The organism is uncultured Algibacter sp. (assembly GCF_947490405.1).
GTDB lineage: Bacteria > Bacteroidota > Bacteroidia > Flavobacteriales > Flavobacteriaceae > Algibacter_B.
This window is the reverse complement of sequence record NZ_CANLGU010000008.1, coordinates 87,495-105,096: the sequence shown is the minus strand read 5'-3', so window position 1 is coordinate 105,096 and position 17,602 is coordinate 87,495. Positions and strand designations below refer to the sequence as shown.

The 17,602-nt window shown below is 33.1% G+C and carries 10 protein-coding genes; 6 read left to right on the top strand and 4 right to left on the bottom strand.

All coding sequences use genetic code 11. The features are described from left to right. The first annotated feature begins 5 nt into the window (after positions 1-5). The 6 genes from Q0772_RS15405 (at position 6) to Q0772_RS15380 (ending at position 7,584) form a co-directional block, all read left to right on the top strand. The gene (locus tag Q0772_RS15405) at positions 6-1,190 is read left to right on the top strand and encodes an aspartate aminotransferase family protein (RefSeq protein ID WP_298346626.1); all 1,185 of its coding nucleotides are present in this window, start codon (positions 6-8) and stop codon (positions 1,188-1,190) included. Between the two features lie 157 nt (positions 1,191-1,347). After that, complete coding sequence (locus tag Q0772_RS15400) at positions 1,348-2,739, top strand: tetratricopeptide repeat protein (RefSeq protein WP_298346624.1); 1,392 nt, start codon at positions 1,348-1,350, stop codon at positions 2,737-2,739. A gap of 75 nt (positions 2,740-2,814) precedes the next feature. Beyond that, the gene (locus Q0772_RS15395) at positions 2,815-3,732 is read left to right on the top strand and encodes a DUF368 domain-containing protein (RefSeq protein ID WP_298346622.1); all 918 of its coding nucleotides are present in this window, start codon (positions 2,815-2,817) and stop codon (positions 3,730-3,732) included. Between the two features lie 2 nt (positions 3,733-3,734). Next, entirely contained in the window at positions 3,735-4,751 is a 1,017-nt protein-coding gene (locus Q0772_RS15390; RefSeq protein ID WP_298346620.1) for a DUF368 domain-containing protein, read from the top strand. Further along, positions 4,748-5,488 carry a shikimate dehydrogenase gene (locus tag Q0772_RS15385; RefSeq protein WP_298346618.1) on the top strand — a complete coding sequence of 247 codons (741 nt, stop codon included), beginning with the start codon at positions 4,748-4,750 and terminating at the stop codon, positions 5,486-5,488. The genes Q0772_RS15390 and Q0772_RS15385 overlap by 4 nt, the downstream gene beginning before the upstream one ends. Positions 5,489-5,592: 104 nt before the next feature. Continuing rightward, positions 5,593-7,584 (top strand): DUF349 domain-containing protein, encoded by a 1,992-nt coding sequence (locus Q0772_RS15380; RefSeq protein WP_298346616.1) that lies wholly within the window; start codon positions 5,593-5,595, stop codon positions 7,582-7,584. 29 nt (positions 7,585-7,613) lie between these two features. Here Q0772_RS15380 and Q0772_RS15375 read toward each other — a convergent pair whose 3' ends face one another. The 4 genes from Q0772_RS15375 to Q0772_RS15360 all read right to left on the bottom strand — a co-directional run bounded on the left by Q0772_RS15375 (position 7,614) and on the right by Q0772_RS15360 (position 17,599). Further along, complete coding sequence (locus tag Q0772_RS15375; RefSeq protein ID WP_298346614.1) at positions 7,614-10,904, bottom strand: T9SS type B sorting domain-containing protein; 3,291 nt, start codon at positions 10,902-10,904, stop codon at positions 7,614-7,616. Between the two features lie 139 nt (positions 10,905-11,043). Continuing rightward, positions 11,044-11,823, bottom strand: coding sequence for a nucleoside triphosphate pyrophosphohydrolase (gene mazG, locus Q0772_RS15370; protein WP_298346680.1), 780 nt, complete (start codon positions 11,821-11,823; stop codon positions 11,044-11,046). Positions 11,824-12,341: 518 nt separating this feature from the next. After that, a complete protein-coding gene (locus tag Q0772_RS15365) occupies positions 12,342-14,609 on the bottom strand; it encodes an aconitate hydratase (protein ID WP_298346612.1) in 2,268 nt (755 codons plus the stop codon). Between the two features lie 209 nt (positions 14,610-14,818). Then, on the bottom strand, positions 14,819-17,599 hold the full coding sequence (locus Q0772_RS15360; protein ID WP_298346610.1) for a bifunctional aconitate hydratase 2/2-methylisocitrate dehydratase: 2,781 nt from the start codon (positions 17,597-17,599) through the stop codon (positions 14,819-14,821). Positions 17,600-17,602: the final 3 nt, after the last annotated feature.

The following is a 17,602-nucleotide window of genomic DNA, read 5'->3' as shown; positions in this document are numbered from 1 at the left end:
AATTTATGAAGGTAAACTTCTTCAAATATCAAGCTCAAACAACACCTCATCCTTTAGCAATGGAAATCTCTCGTGCTAAAGGTTCTTTTATTTATGATAATAACAATAAGGAATATCTTGATTTTGTAGCTGGAGTTTCTGCTTGTCCATTAGGCCACAACCATCCAAAAGTTATAGATGCCATAAAAATACAATTAGACAAATACATGCACGTTATGGTGTATGGGGAATATATCCAAAAACCTGCAGTGGAACTCACAAAGCTTTTAGCTAAATACTTACCTAAACCACTAGAAAAAACATACTTAACAAATTCTGGAACTGAAGCTATTGAAGGCGCACTGAAACTAGCAAAACGAGCTACAGGGAGAAGCGAAATTATTGCTGCAAATAATGCATATCATGGTAATACCATGGGAGCTATGAGTGTTATGGGTTATGAAGAACGAAAACAAGCATTTAGACCTTTACTTCCTGATGTAAAATTTATTGACTTCAATAATGAAGATCAAATAAAATTAATAACCCACAAAACTGCCTGTGTTATTCTAGAAACTATTCAAGGTGGTGCTGGATTTATAGAGCCTCTAAACAATTACTTAAAAAAGGTTAAAAAAAAGTGCTCTGAAGTTGGAGCACTTCTGATTTTAGATGAGATTCAACCCGGTATTGGGAGAACGGGGAAACTTTTTGGTTTTGAAAATTATAATTGTACTCCAGATATACTGGTTACTGGGAAAGGTTTAGGAGGTGGCATGCCTATTGGGGCATTTACTGCATCTAGCACATTAATGAATCTATTACAAGATAACCCAAAACTTGGCCATATTACAACTTTTGGAGGGCACCCAGTTATTGCTGCCTCTGCCCTTGCAACATTAAAAGAAATTACAGAAAGTGATTTAATAAAAGATACTCTTGAAAAAGAACAGATTTTTAGGCAGCACTTAGTACATCCATTAATAAAAGAGATAAGAGGTAAAGGTTTAATGTTGGCTCTAATAATGGAATCGCTAGAAATTACAAATTCATTAGTTCTTCAATGCCAAGACAAAGGTTTAATTCTTTTTTGGCTACTTTTTGAACCAAAAGCAGTTAGAATTACTCCACCTCTAACCATATCAAAAACGGAAATTATCCAAGGTTGTGCCATAATATTAAAAGTTTTAGATGAAATACAGCACCACTAAAACATATTCAAATTACTGATAATCAAATTAAAACAAGTTAATTCTCTCCAAAAGCACTTTAGGTGTTGATTACTTTGTTAAAAACATTTGTTTAATCTTCAAAACACAAGCAATTAGAAGCTTAAATTTATTCAAGAAGAAACCGACAAATTTGCTTATGGAGTTTAGTCATAACGACAACAACTATTTGCCACTTACCAAGTTTGAATCAATGTTAAAAACAAATCATGTTTTGTTCTTTGATTCTGAAGAATTTGAAAACATCATTCACCATTACCTAAACCAAGGTAAAATAGCCCTAGCAAAAAAAGCTATCAAACTAGGCCTTGATCAACACCCCACTTCAATTAACTTAAGACTCTTTAAAGTAGAGCTTTACGTGTTTGAAGACAAACTTCCTGAGGCAGATTCGCTTCTAAACGAATTACACAACATTGACCCTACTAATGAAGAAATATACATTCAAAAAGCTAATGTGTTTTCAAAAAAAGACAATCATGAGCAAGCCATAGAAGTTCTAAAGCAAGCATTAGAATTAACAAATGATGTGGTGGATTTATATTCTTTAATTGGGATGGAATATTTGTTTCTTGATAAATATGAAGATGCTAAAACGTATTTTATGAAATGCCTTGAAGCTGATATGAACGATTATTCAGCGCTATACAATGTCATTTATTGCTTTGAGTTTTTAAATCAAAATGAAGATGCCATTTCATATCTAAATATATTCTTAGACAAAAACCCCTATTGCGAAGTTGCATGGCATCAATTAGGGAAACAATATTTTACTTTAAAAGATTACAAAAAAGCATTAACATCTTTCGATTTTGCCATAATATCAGATGATACATTTGTTGGTGCTTACTTAGAGCGCGGTAAGGTTTTAGAACAGCTTAAACGTTACGAAGATGCCATAGAAAACTATACAATCACTTTAAAACTAGACGAACCAACATCTTTTGCATTATTACGAATAGGAAGTTGTCATGAAAAATTAGATAACAAAGATTTAGCGCTTCAATATTACGATAGAACAGTTCATGAAGACCCATTACTGGATAAAGGCTGGATTGCAATAACGAAGTTTTATAACAAAAAAGGAGACAGTCAAAAAGCTTTATTTTTTATAAATAAAGCTATAAACATTGATTCTGAAAATGTTGTTTATTGGAAACTTTATGCACAAATAAACCAAAGGTTAAAGTTTTATGAAGAAGCTGAGCGTGGCTATAAAAAGGCTCTAGAGTTAGGTAATTATGAGTTAAACACTTGGCTATCTAGAGGCGATTTACTTATTAAATTAGGCGAATTAGAAGCTGCCATTTTCAATTTCCAACAAGCTTTAGAGTTTTATCCTGAAAATGCAGAATTAGAATATCGTTTAGCAGGCTTATTTTTTACTTTAAAGGAATATGCAAAAGCAACATTTCACCTTAAGAACGGTTTTAAATTAGATGAGGACTATGCGTTTATTATTGATGAACTCTTTCCAAAAATTTCTGAAGAATTATTAGTAAAAAATATACTTAAACAAATATACAAGTAATTATTTCTTCTTTTTTGTATTAATTTTTTTTTAGTGGTCAAATGAATACCTTTGAGATTTCTATAATCTATCACTATGCAAAGAAGTCTTAAAGATTACTTAATTATTTCACTCAAAGGATTAGCTATGGGAGCAGCAGATGCTGTACCTGGTGTTTCAGGAGGAACTATCGCTTTCATTTCAGGTATTTATGAAGAATTGATTACGACTATAAGTAATATAAATGGTTCGCTTTTCAAGACCTTGTTTAGTAAAGGTTTCAAAGCTTTTTGGCAACAAGCAAATGGCAACTTCTTATTAGCCTTATTAACTGGTATAATTATCAGCTTTGTATCCTTTATGCGACTTGCAAAGTATTTATTGGAACATCATCCTGTTTTGATTTGGTCTTTCTTTTTCGGTCTTATTGTAGCCAGTATTTATTTTGTTGGTAAACAAATTACAAATTGGAACCTTGTTAATATTATAGCCCTAATCATAGGTACAGGTATTGCATTTTATATAAGTAAACTGCCATCTTTAGGAACTAACGATAGTCCATGGTTTCTTTTTATAGCTGGTGCTATAGCTATTTGCGCAATGATTTTACCAGGTATTTCTGGGTCATTTATTCTCATCATTTTAGGAGCTTATAAAACGCTCAGTGATGCCATTCACGATATAGACATAAAAAAAATCATCATTTTTGGTACAGGAGCCATAATAGGCTTACTTAGTTTTAGCCATGTTTTAAAATGGCTTTTTAAACACTATCATAATGTCACATTGGCCTTATTAACAGGGTTTATTTTTGGGTCTTTAAATAAGGTTTGGCCTTGGAAAAACACATTGTCATGGCATACAAATTCAAAAGGTATAAAAACGCCTTTGTTACAAGAAAGCATATCGCCTTTTTCTTTTAACGGTGATAATCACATTCTATTAGCAACCATTCTTATGGTTTTAGGCTTTTTAACTATTTTTATTCTTGAAAGACTTGGCTCTAAAAAATAGTAATGGAAAGCACCAGAACACTTACAGATAAGTTATTTCTAATCTTAAAAGGATTAGGAATGGGTGCTGCTAATAAAGTACCGGGGGTATCTGGCGGTGTTGTAGCATTTGTTGCTGGCTTTTACGAAGAGTTTATCTATTCACTAAAAAAAGTTAACAGAACAGCTTTCAAACTCCTTTTTAATGGGAGATTCAAAAGTTTTTACAGGTATATAAATGGTAAATTTCTAGGCTTACTCTTCTTTGGGATGATAGTGAGCTATTTTAGTGTTTCAAAGATTTTAGACTACCTAATTCAACATTACGAACTTTATGTTTGGAGTGTGTTCTTTGGGATGATTATTGGGTCCATTTATTACATAAATAAAGATTTTAAAGATTGGAATTATAAAACTTATACATCCCTTGCTCTGGGAATAATCTTAGGTATTAGTATTAGCTTTTTAAACCCTGCAAAAGAAAACGATAACCTTTGGTTTGTGTTTTTCTGTGGAATTATTAGCGTTTCTGGGATGACGCTTCCAGGTTTTTCAGGATCATTTATTCTTATTCTGCTCGGAAATTATGTGTTGTTATTAGTTGATTCTGTTAATGCATTGTACGATACTGTTTCAGATGTTTTTAGCGGAGATTTTGGCTTTATAGAAAATATTGAACGCATAAGAATGTTAAAAGTTCTTGTAGTATTTACATTAGGGTCTCTTACGGGTTTAGTAACATTTTCTCATGTTCTAAGTTATATTTTAAAGCATTATAAAAGTATTACTCTATCTGCAATTATTGGATTTATAATAGGATCTTTAGGAGTTGTATGGCCTTGGAAAAAAACAATTTATAAAATAAATGAAGATGGAAGCTATCTTCTTGATTCAACAGGGAAAAAAATTATAGAAAATTATCAACGTTATAAACCTGATTTAAATACTGAAACCTATTATGCAATTGGTTTTATTTTATTAGGAATTTTGATAGTTTTGGCACTAGAATGGTACGGACAAAAAACAAGAAAAATTACATGAATAAACTAGGTCTTCTAGGTAAAAACATATCTTATTCATTTTCAAGAGCTTATTTTAAAGAAAAGTTTGAAACTGAAAATATAAACCACACAACCTACGATAATTTTGATATTGAAAATATAGAATTATTCCCTACAATAATAAAAAATACTAAAGGCTTAAAAGGATTAAACGTAACCATTCCATATAAAGAAAAAGTTATTCCTTATCTGGATAAAATTAATAAAAAAGCCAAAGCTATTGGTGCCGTTAACACGATTAAAATCACAAAAAAAGGAAAATTAGTTGGCTATAATACAGATTGTTATGGTTTTAAAAAAACATTAAAACCTCTAATTAAATCGCATCACAAAAACGCTTTAATTCTAGGTACAGGAGGAGCAAGTAAAGCCATAGCTTATACTTTAGATGAGATGGGGATTACATATAAGTATGTTTCAAGAAAACTATCTGTAGGTATTGGATTTTCATACGATACACTAACTGAAGATGATATAAAAAACCATCAAATCATTATCAACTGCACACCTCTTGGTACTTTTCCTGATATTGAAGATTGCCCTAACATCCCTTATGAAGGTATTAGTAAAAAGCATATTCTTTTCGACTTAATATATAACCCAGAAGAAACAAAATTCTTAAAACACGGAAAGGAAAATCAAGCTAGAATAATAAACGGGTTAGGAATGCTTGAGTTTCAAGCAGAAAAAGCATGGTCCATCTGGAATATTAAATAAAACTTTTTCAAGGCAATTAAAACCTTATAGTACTTTGTAATTACTTTACTTGTTAGTATCTTTAATGTCGAAAGTAATTTTGACGAACCTTAACATTTTTAAAAATGTCTGATACTAACAAATCTCAAAAAGTAGAAGAAACTGCAAAAAACAGTTCGAAAGAGAATTCCATAGAATTAAACGAAAATCAAAGTGTTGAAGCTACATCAACTGATGAAGCTGAAACTCTTGATGAATCTACTGAACCAGATAATACTATCACTGACACGCCTGTTGAGAGTTCTGAACCTGTTGAAGAACATGATGAAGTAATTAATGAAATAGAAGAATCAAATGCTGAAGATGCTGAAGATGAAGGTAATAAAGACCGCCACAAAATTGAAGTAAAAGAATACGATAGCATGTCTTTAGAAGCTTTAGCTATTGAGTTGGAGAAACTAGTTAAAAATGAAAAAGTACAGGCCATAAAACAGCATGTTGATAGCATTAATGCAGAATTTAAAACTAAGTTTCAAGCTTTAGTTGATGAGAAGAAAGAAGATTTTATAAATGACGGCGGTAATGAAATAGATTTCTATTACTCGTCTCCTGTCCAAAAACGATATAAAAATGCTTACCGAGAGTATCGGAAAAAAGTTAACGAACATTACCAAAATTTAGAAAAAAATTTAAAACAAAATTTAACTGATAAGCTTGAAATTATTGAAGAGTTAAAAAGTTTAATTAATGTTGAAGAAAACATCAACACGACTTACAAACATTTTAAGGAATTACAAGAGCGTTGGAGAAATACAGGACCTATTCCCAGAGATAAATACAATAACGCATGGAATAGTTATCATCACCATGTTGAACGTTTCTATGATTTTCTAAATATTAATAGAGAATTACGCGATCTAGATTTTAAACACAACTTAGAAAAGAAATTATTAATTATTGAACGTGCTGAAACCCTAGCTAAAGATGATGATGCGATGCGTGCATTTAGAGAACTTCAAGAACTTCATAAAATGTGGAAAGAAGAACTTGGACCGGTAGCAAGAGAATATCGCGAAGAAATTTGGGAACGTTTTAAAGCAGCCACAAAAACTATAAACGATAAGCGACAAGTTTACTATAAAGAAATAGACAAGGTTTACGAAAAGAACCTTGAAAAGAAAGAAGAGATTATTGCTAATATTGAAAATTTTGCTACTGAAGGCACAAACTCACATGGAGCGTGGCAAAAGAAAATTAAAGCTATTGAAGAACTAAGAGAAGCATTTTTTAGTGCTGGTAAAGTCCCTATAAAAGTAAACGAAGCCACTTGGGCTAAATTCAAAGAAGCGGTTCGATCTTTCAACCGTAAGAAGAATGCTTTTTATAAAAACCTAAAAAAAGACCAGTACAAGAATCTAGAGCTTAAGTTAGATTTAATTAAGATAGCTGAAGACAATAAAGACAGTGAGGATTTTGAGACCGTTACCCCATTGATGAAGAAAATCCAAAGTGATTGGAAAAAAATTGGTCATGTTCCAAGAAAAGACAGTGACAAAATATGGAAACAATTCAAAGCAGCCTGTAATTATTATTTTGATAGAATTCATTCCAAACGTAATGCTGCGAGTAAAGAGCAAATTGAAGCTTATACCAAGAAGAATGAACTACTAAATACTCTTAAAGATTTAAAACTGCCAAAGGATAAAGAAAAAGGGGTTGAAATTATAAAAGCACAAATTTCAGAATGGCAAACCTTAGGGCGTGTACCCAATGATAAGCGCTATATTGATGGTAAGTTTCAAAAAACTATTGATGGTTTACTAACTAACTTAAAGGTGGATAAAGCTGAAGCTGAAATGATTAAATACCAAAATAAGCTTGACACTTTAAGTAATCCTGATGATACAAGAAACTTAGATAATGAGCGTAATTTTATCCGCAAAAAGATTGATGAAGTTAAAGGGCAGATAAATCAATTAGAAAACAACTTACAGTTTTTTACTAATGTTGATGAAGACAATCCTCTAGTTAAAGAGGTACATACCAACATAAAAAAGCATAGAGAAGCCTTGGACGTTTGGAAAGCAAAGTTAAGCAAGATTAAAGAATTATATTAATTCACTTTTAAAATAATAATCGTTTTAATTTATCTAATTAAGCTAAAATGCCCTCTATAGGTTTTAACCAAACCCGTATCTTTAACAAGTTCTGCGACAAACCAATAGTCCGAATTAGGTAATAAACTACCATTTAATGTCCCATCCCAAGTACCATTTTTAGCATTTATTACTTTCAGTAACTTCCCATAACGATTATAAATATTTATTTTTGAAGTATTTGTGAAATCTGAACCCAAACCTCTTATTTTCCAAGTGTCATTAACCCCATCATTATTTGGCGTGAAAAATTTTGGAAAACCTAGAATAAAAACTTCTAAAGATTCAATACCGCAACCATTTTTATCTTTCACATAAATGGTATGTGAACCTGCTGGCAAATTTGAAAAAACAGGAGAATCTTGATAAAATCCATTAATATCATTTAATGAAAACTCATAATCACCAACACCCAAATTATTTACTTCATTATTAATTACAATTGTATTATTATCAGACAGCTCAACAATATTAACATCTTCTATGTCAATATCTGCTATCGCAGACTCAATTACTGAAAATACGACTGGAAAAGACTCACAGCCAAAATCAGATGTCGCAGTAACAGTGTAATCACCCCCAGCTACAACCTCAGCAAATGGCAAACTACTTAATAACTCTCCGCTACTATCTTTCCATTGATATGTGTAATTATCACCACCTGAATTAAAGGTTGATAGAGTTATTGGATTATTATCTAAACAATATATCTCCGAATTATCTACTTCAAAATCGGGTCTTGGGTTTACTGTTAAAAGTAGATGAGGCCCAATACCAAAACAGTCTCCATTATCATTACTCTCAATACGTACATAAATCGTTTGTGAAAATGCTTGAGTATTGAAATAATTATTAGGTTGAAGAATTTCATTTTGCTCTAACTGAGCATCATTTAAGTTTTCAAAATAATGGACACTTAAATTTTGACCACTTGGGAACTGGCCTATGAATGATGGTGTAACGGTTTCCAAATCAAAACTATAAAACCCATCATTAAAATCATCATCATCACAAGATACCAATGTTTCCAAATAACCCAAAGGAAAAGAAGTGGTCGATGTTTCTAAATTCACAGTAGAAACACGGTAACAGCCTTCATTATTTTCAACACGAGTATAAATTATACTAGTATTTTGATTATTAAATATTGAAGATATTGGATTGCTTTCTGTATTAGCATCATTTAACGATACATAATAAGAAAATATTAAGTTAGAACTTTTGTTGTTCGTTATAACATCATTAACTTCATTCAAATTAAAATCTGTAAAACCGTCAGTCATTCCATCTTCATCACAGTTTTTAAACACTATAGTATTCTGAATTACAGGTAATTTATTTACCACTACATTAAAAGATGTATCTGTAAAACACACCGTGTTTGTATTGTTTACTATCCTAACATATATTGTCTGACCATCTATAGTAGTATTAACAAAAGCATTTGAAGGTGTCTTTATTGGGTTTGTGTATGATGCATCTGTAAAATATAAAAATGTAAAATCAGATGCTTGTTTCCCGTTTAAAATAACAACTTCATTATTGGTTAAATCAAATACGGTAAATCCATTGGTATTATCACTATCTACTAAAGAATCACATTCGTTTAAGTCTGGTATATTATTAGGTAAAGCAACTGTTTCAAATACAAAAACATTAACAGAAAATCTATTTGCACTTTCACAGCCATTCACTGTTTGTGTTGCATAATAAGTAGTATTTGTTTTTAGTAAATCTGTATCATTCAATGGGACTCCGCTTTCACTTGTGCTATACCATTGTACATTATTTCCTGTAACTATTAAATCAGAAATTGTAGCTTGATTAATATCGCAAAAAAATTGATTAGAATTGCCACTAGGTAGAGGCGTCTTTTCTACCTCTGCGGTAACTGGAACTCTGAATGCTGTAGTACACCCATTAAAAGTAGCGTCAACATAATAAGTAGTTGTCGAATTTAATATTGGCGTGGTGAATGTTGTTCCCGTTGATAATGGTAAGCCTCCAGAAGATAATTCATACCAGTTTATTGTTCCTGCTGATGCTGTTGCAGATAACATTCCTGAACCAGACTCACAAATTACAGTATCATTTAAGGTATTAATAGTTGGTATAGGAGTAACCGTTGCTTCCACAATTGATCTCTGACCCTCAGTACAACCATTAACGGATGCTAAAACATAGTATGTTTTTGAATTACTAAGTGTTGGAGTTGTATATTTAGGTCCATTAAATAAAGGGATACCTCCTGTTTGAGAATCAAACCACAAAACATCCCCTGATGAAGAAGTTGCCTCTAGAATAACTGTTCCATTACCACACCTTACTGCAGGTTGGGTGTCTATTATCTTAGGTATAAAAATACTTGAACTTGTTGCTATATTTAAAATAGGGTCGCCTGGTGTTCCTCCATACTCTACAACATAACCCTTTGGCTGAAAATTACCGCTAGCATTTCCAGTAAGCGTTAAATCATTCCACGAACCTGGTATACCAACTCCTGGTGCCGTAACATGAGCATAATTTTCCCCACCACAACAATTATTAGGTTCATCAGTATTCCAAAAAGCAAAATTTGGAGAAGAACCATTTATTGCCCCATTCCAAAAAACAGTTCCAGCTTCTGGTCCTGTAACCCATTTCCACATCCCTTCAGTTTCCTCATCACTACCACCAATCCAACCTGCTCCTGGTACTTGCTCCCCCGTTAATTGAGCTTCATCAGCTGATGTTATAGTTGCTAAATACCCCTTTAAACCAAAGTATGTTCTGTTCTCTGCGGCAGCTCTCGCAGCTGTCCATATTATACCAACATCAGATACATATTCATAATAATGATCTGTTGAAGGCAAATAATTGGCATCTCCGATAGTTATAGAAAAAGTCTTATCAATAGGATTATTACTGGTACTTTGAAAAACAATTGCTTTTGTAGCTGCTATTAATTTTGTGTAACTCACCAAAGATGAACCAACCCCAAAAAGTGTTAACTTTCCTTGTATGGCATCCCATGATGTTAGTATACTAGGGTGAGAACCTGTTAAAGTTAATCTATCTTCTCCTAAAACATAACCTGTAGATATTTGTATAAACAATGCTTCTATCTCTGTGTCATCAGGATCTGTAATATTAAAATCTGTTACAATATTTATTTGACTATTAGGGCAATATGGCTGATTCCCAGTAGCAGTTAATGTTGGGGCTATGTTTTGAGACCAACAAAACCCATTAGATAATAAAAGAAATAAAACGGTGATTACACTATGTTTTATACTAAGCATTTGGAAACAATAGCTATTATTTTAATTAAATATAGCCTAAAATTAGCGTTAAAGGCAAATGTTTAAGTTAAAAAACATGATAACCAGATTAATAGCTTTTAACTTCTATGATATTAGAAAATTAGAGATTTTCTAATGATTATTTAGCTAATTGCTTTGCTTCCTCCCAAAATACATCCATTTCTGCTAAAGTCATTTGTGCTAATGGTTTATTCAAGGTTTTTGCTTTTTCTTCAAGATATTGAAACCGTTTTGAGAACTTTTTATTGGTACGTTCTAAAGCATTTTCAGGGTTAATATTTAAAAACCTAGCATAATTAACCATCGAGAATATAACGTCTCCAAATTCGCTTTCCATTTTATCTTGGTCTCCCAATTTTACTTCTGTTTTAAACTCGTTTAACTCTTCCTCAACTTTTTCCCAAACTTGATTGGATTCTTCCCAATCAAAACCTACACCTGCTACTTTTTCTTGAATTCTATTGGCTTTTACTAAAGCAGGCAAACTTTTTGGAACACCTTCTAAAACACTGGTTTTACCTTCTTTTAACTTTAAGTTTTCCCAATTGCGTTTTACATCGTCTTCATTTTCTACTTTTACATCACTATAAATATGTGGGTGCCTGTTTATTAGTTTTTCGCAAATGGAATTGCATACATCTGCTATATCAAAATGGTTGGTTTCACTTCCTATTTTAGCATAAAATACAATATGTAATAACACATCGCCTAATTCTTTTTTAACTTCTTCTAAATCCTTATCTAGAATAGCATCTCCTAATTCGTAAGTTTCTTCTATGGTTAAGTGGCGTAAGGTTTCCATAGTTTGTTTTTTATCCCACGGACATTGCTCTCGCAACTCGTCCATAATGGTTAATAATCTATCAAACGCTTTAAGCTGATCTTGTCTGGAGTTCATTTTTGGAATTTTTTTCAAAAATACGATTTTGATGTTTTGGATAATGAGTAATTTGTTTAATAATTAGCTCTTGCCAATATAATCTATAACTTGATTTTGTCAGAAAAAAATTATACTTTCGTTTAACGTCGGATATAAGTCACCTGTGCTGAACTTGTTTCAGTATTAAAACGACGCATATCCGTAAAACCGTTAAACGAACTTTTCCAAAACAAAACAACTTTCAATTTAAAAACAAAGTTAGCGGATACCTGCGTTAGGGATTGCAGTGGCATCCTTTTGTTTGTCTTGAATGAAGAGAATGCTTTTGATTATAGGCTAGAACTATGTTGTGGATTCCTGCGTTCGCAGGAATGACAAAAAACAAAAGATATAACGGAAAACCCGACCCTTTAGGGTAACGCCCAACTTCTCGATAAGATTCCGATTAAAAAATCGACATCACTCGAAGTGACATTATTATAAACTAAAAAATCCAGCCTTTGCAGACTGGATTTTTAAATATATGTGCTTGAAATTTAAGCGTTTTGCTTTTTAATTAAATTAAGTGCTGAACCTTCTTGGTACCATTCGATTTGCGAATCGTTGTAAGTATGATTCAATTTGATAAGATCTTTTGATCCATCTTCATGAATTGCTTCTAGCGTTAATTGTTTTCCTGGAGCGAATTCATTTAAATCTATAAAGTTAAATGTATCGTTCTCTTGGATTACATCGTAATCGCTTTCGTTAGCAAAGGTTAAACCTAACATGCCTTGCTTTTTCAAGTTTGTTTCGTGGATACGTGCAAACGACTTTACGATTACCGCAGCCACCCCTAAATGACGGGGTTGCATTGCTGCGTGCTCTCTGGAAGATCCTTCCCCGTAGTTATGATCTCCAACTACAATTGACTTAACGCCAGCAGCTTTATAAGCTCTGGCCGTATCTGGAACTCCACCATACTCTCCTGTTAATTGGTTTTTAACGAAGTTGGTTTTTTGCCCAAAGGCATTTACTGCACCAATTAAGGTATTGTTTGCAATATTATCTAGATGCCCTCTGAAACGTAACCAAGGTCCTGCCATAGAAATATGATCGGTAGTACATTTGCCATAGGCTTTTATTAATAATTTGGCACCAGTAATTGAATTTCCAAGAGGCGTAAACGGTGTTAATAGTTGTAAACGCTCTGAATCACCTTTTACAGAAACTTGCACATGACTTCCATCTGCTTCTGGAGCTAAATATCCGTTATCATCAACAGCGAAACCTTTTGGTGGTAATTCCCATCCTGTTGGCTCATCAAACATCACTTCTTGTCCGTCTTCATTAATTAACTTATCTGTTAATGGATTGAAATCTAATCGACCTGCAACTGCAATAGCTGCTGTTAATTCTGGTGATGCTACAAAGGCATGTGTGTTTGGATTTCCATCGGCACGTTTTGCAAAGTTTCTATTAAAAGAATGTACAATACTGTTTTTTGGTGCGTTTTTAGGGTCTGAATATCTTGCCCATTGCCCGATACATGGTCCGCATGCATTGGTGAATATTTTAGCATCAAGGTTTTCAAAAATACCAAGAATACCATCACGTTCTGCTGTGAAGCGTACTTGCTCTGAACCTGGATTAATTCCTAATTCAGCCTTCATTTTCAAACCTTTATCTAAAGCTTGTTGTGCTATAGATGAGGCTCTTGATAAATCTTCATAAGATGAGTTTGTACAAGACCCTATTAATCCCCACTCTACTTTTAAAGGCCACTCGTTAGCCGTTGCTTTTTCAGTCATGGCTTTACCAACTGTTGTTGATAAATCTGGAGTAAATGGACCGTTTAATAATGGTCCTAATTCTGACAAATTAATATCAATAACTTGATCGAAATATTGCTCTGGGTTTGCATAAACCTCAGCATCAGCTGTTAAGTGCTCTTTTACTTGGTTAGCAGCATCAGCAACATCTTCTCTATCAGTAGCGCGTAAATAACGCTCCATAGATTCATCATACCCAAATGTTGATGTAGTTGCTCCAATTTCAGCACCCATATTACAAATGGTTCCTTTTCCTGTACAAGACATTGATGTTGCTCCAGGCCCGAAATATTCAACTATTGCACCTGTTCCTCCTTTTACAGTAAGAATTTCGGCTACTTTAAGAATAACATCTTTTGGTGCTGTCCACCCAGATAATTTACCTGTTAATCTTACGCCTATTAGCTTAGGAAATTTCAATTCCCAAGCCATACCTGCCATAACATCTACAGCATCAGCACCACCAACACCAATAGCAACCATACCTAATCCGCCAGCGTTTACCGTATGCGAATCGGTACCAATCATCATGCCCCCAGGAAATGCGTAATTTTCTAATACTACTTGATGAATAATACCTGCTCCTGGTTTCCAAAAACCTATACCGTATTTATTAGAAACAGATTCTAAGAAGTTAAAAACCTCACTACTTACGTTATTTGCATGTTTTAAATCTGTTGCAGCACCTTCTTTGGCTTGTATTAAGTGATCACAATGTACTGTTGTTGGAACAGCTACCTTTGTTTTTCCAGCTTGCATAAATTGTAATAATGCCATTTGAGCTGTTGCATCTTGACATGCAATTCTATCTGGTGCAAAATCTACATAGTCTTTTCCTCTTGCAAAAGCTTTTGTAGGCGTTCCATCCCAAAGATGAGAATATAATATCTTTTCAGATAGGGTTAATGGTTTGCCTACTATTTCTCGTGCTTTGTCTACACGATCAGCCATTTTGGTGTAAACACCTTTAATCATTTCAATATCAAATGCCATGGATTTATTTATTAAGTTTTACTATTGCTTATTTTAGGTTTACTAATATACGAAATTAGGTCACCTTATAAAACCTAAAAAAATAGACTTACTTTATAATGATTTAGTAAAAATCTATTTATCCAAAGTTTAATGATATTTATGAAAATGAGTCAAAAAAAAGCCTGAGTTGTTAAACTCAGGCTTAAATAAATTTATATAACAGAAAATTAGGCTGTTACTAACTGCTTTTGTGAAGGTTTAAATTTCGTTAACACGATTCCATCAACTGCTGCTTCGTATTCTGCCATAGTAGGTGTTCTTCCCAGAATAGTTGATAAAACTACCACTGGAGTTGATGACAATAAAGATTCTCCTTTTTTTCCATCTGTATCTTTTACAACTCTTCCTTGAAATAAACGTGTAGAGGTTGCCATTACAGTATCACCTGGTGCTGCTTTTTCTTGGTTACCCATACAAAGGTTACATCCTGGACGTTCTAAGTATAGCATGTTTTCATACTTGGTACGCGCTAAACCTTTAGGTGCACTATCATCAAACTCAAATCCTGAATATTTTTGTAATATTTCCCAATCTCCTTCGGCCTTGAGCTCATCAACAATGTTATAAGTTGGAGGTGCAACGACTAATGGCGCTTTAAACTCTACTTTACCTTGTTGATTTTCAATATTTTTTAACATTTGAGCTAAAATCTGCATATCCCCTTTGTGAATCATACATGATCCGATAAAACCTAAATCTACTTTTTTAGTTCCACCATAAAAAGATAATGGACGAATTGTATCGTGTGTATAACGTTTAGAAACATCATCATTATTTACATCGGGATCTGCAATCATTGGTTCAGCAATTTGATCTAAATCAATAACTACTTCAGCATAATATTTAGCATCAGAATCTGGCTTTAATGCTGGCTTAGATCCTGAATTTAATTCTTGTATTCTGTTATTAGCTTTATCTACTAAACCTTGTAACATTTGCTTTTTGTTATCCATTCCTTTATCAATCATGATTTGGATACGGTCTCTAGCAATTTCTAAAGATTCAATTAAAGTCTCTTCTTCTGATATACAAATAGAAGCTTTAGCTTTCATTTCTGCAGTCCAATCTGTAAATGTAAAGGCCTGATCAGAAGTTAACGTTCCAATATGAACCTCTATGATTCGTCCTTGGAACACATTTTCTCCACCAAACTGCTTTAGCATTTGCTGTTGTGTTGCATGTACTACATCACGGAAATCCATGAAACTCTTCATATCTCCTTTAAATGTAACTTTTACTGACTCTGGAATTGGCATAGTAGCTTCTCCTGTGGCTAATGCTAAAGCAACTGTTCCTGAATCTGCTCCAAAAGCAACACCTTTAGACATACGTGTATGTGAATCTCCACCAATAATAATATCCCAATCATCAACAGTAATATCATTTAATACTTTGTGTATAACATCTGTCATGGCATGGTATTGGCCTTTAGGGTCTCGAGCAGTAATTAACCCAAAATCATTCATAAATGTCATCAACCTTGGGATGTTTGCTTTGGACTTATCGTCCCATACAGAAGCTGTATGACATCCTGATTGATAACCTGCATCTACAATTGGAGATACAATAGTAGCTGCCATCATTTCTAATTCTTGAGAAGTCATTAAACCTGTAGTATCTTGTGACCCTACAATATTGACTTCTACTCTAACATTAGAACCAGCATGTAATATTTTACCTGGAGTAGTTCCTACAGCATTCTTATTGAAAATTTTCTCAACAGCTGTTAAACCTTGTCCATCAATTGAAACCTCTTTAGAAGGTGCATATACCTGAGGGATATCTATTCCTAAAATTTTACAAGCTATTGTTTGTAATTTTTTTCCAAAAACAACTGCATAAGATCCACCAGCTTTAATAAACTCCATTTTTGGTGGTGTTAATGCTGCTGAAATATCTTTTAATTCTTTATCTCCGTTATATAATTTTTTTGTTTTTGTATTAATAGTTAATACAGTACCCGTATCTACAGAATATGTTTGTTTTAATATTGGTTCACCATCTTTATCTACAATTGTATTACCCTCGGCATCTTTTTGTTGAACCCAGTTTTTTAAATCGATACCAATACCTCCAGTTACACCAACCGTGGTTAAAAAAATTGGCGCAATACCATTTGTTCCTGCAATTACTGGAGCTATATTGATAAATGGCACATATGGGCTAGAAGAAATCCCTGTCCATAATGCCACATTATTAACACCAGACATTCTAGAAGAACCAACACCCATTGTTCCTTTTTCTGCAAGTAACATAATACGTTTATCAGGATGTTGCGCTTTCAGTTCAAGTACTTCTTTTTGCATGTCTTTGTTGTGCTCAAAAATACACTGACCATGTAATTCACGGTCTGATCTTGAATGCGCATCAGCTCCAGGAGATAATAGGTCTGTAGAAATATCTCCTACACCAGCAATATAAGTAACTACTTCAATTTCTTCATCTACGTCTGGAAGTTTTGTAAAAAATTCTGCTTGTGCATAACTTTCAATTAACTCTTTAGAAATGGGACACCCTTTTTTATATGCTTCTTCCAATCTCTCAACATCTGCTTCATAAAGGAATACTTGTGTTTTTAATACTTCTGCTGCTTGTTTAGCAATTTCAATATCTTTATTTAGAATCACTAAATCAAGTAAAACTTCAATTGAAGGACCACCTTTCATATGTGATAATTGCTCAAAAGCAAATTCTGGTGTAATTTCTTCTATTATTGACTCACCAAGAATAATTTCCTTTAAAAACTTAGCCTTAACCCCTGCAGCTTTTGTTGTACCGGGTAAAGTATTATAAATAAAAAACTTTAGAGAATCTTCTCTGTGCTTATTGCTTGAATCTTTAATCTGCGAAATAATATCGCTTAATAATTCAGCTCCATCAATTGGCTTTGGGTGCAACCCTAAAGCTTTTCTTTCTGCGATTTCCTTGATGTAATCGTTGTAGTTCATAAA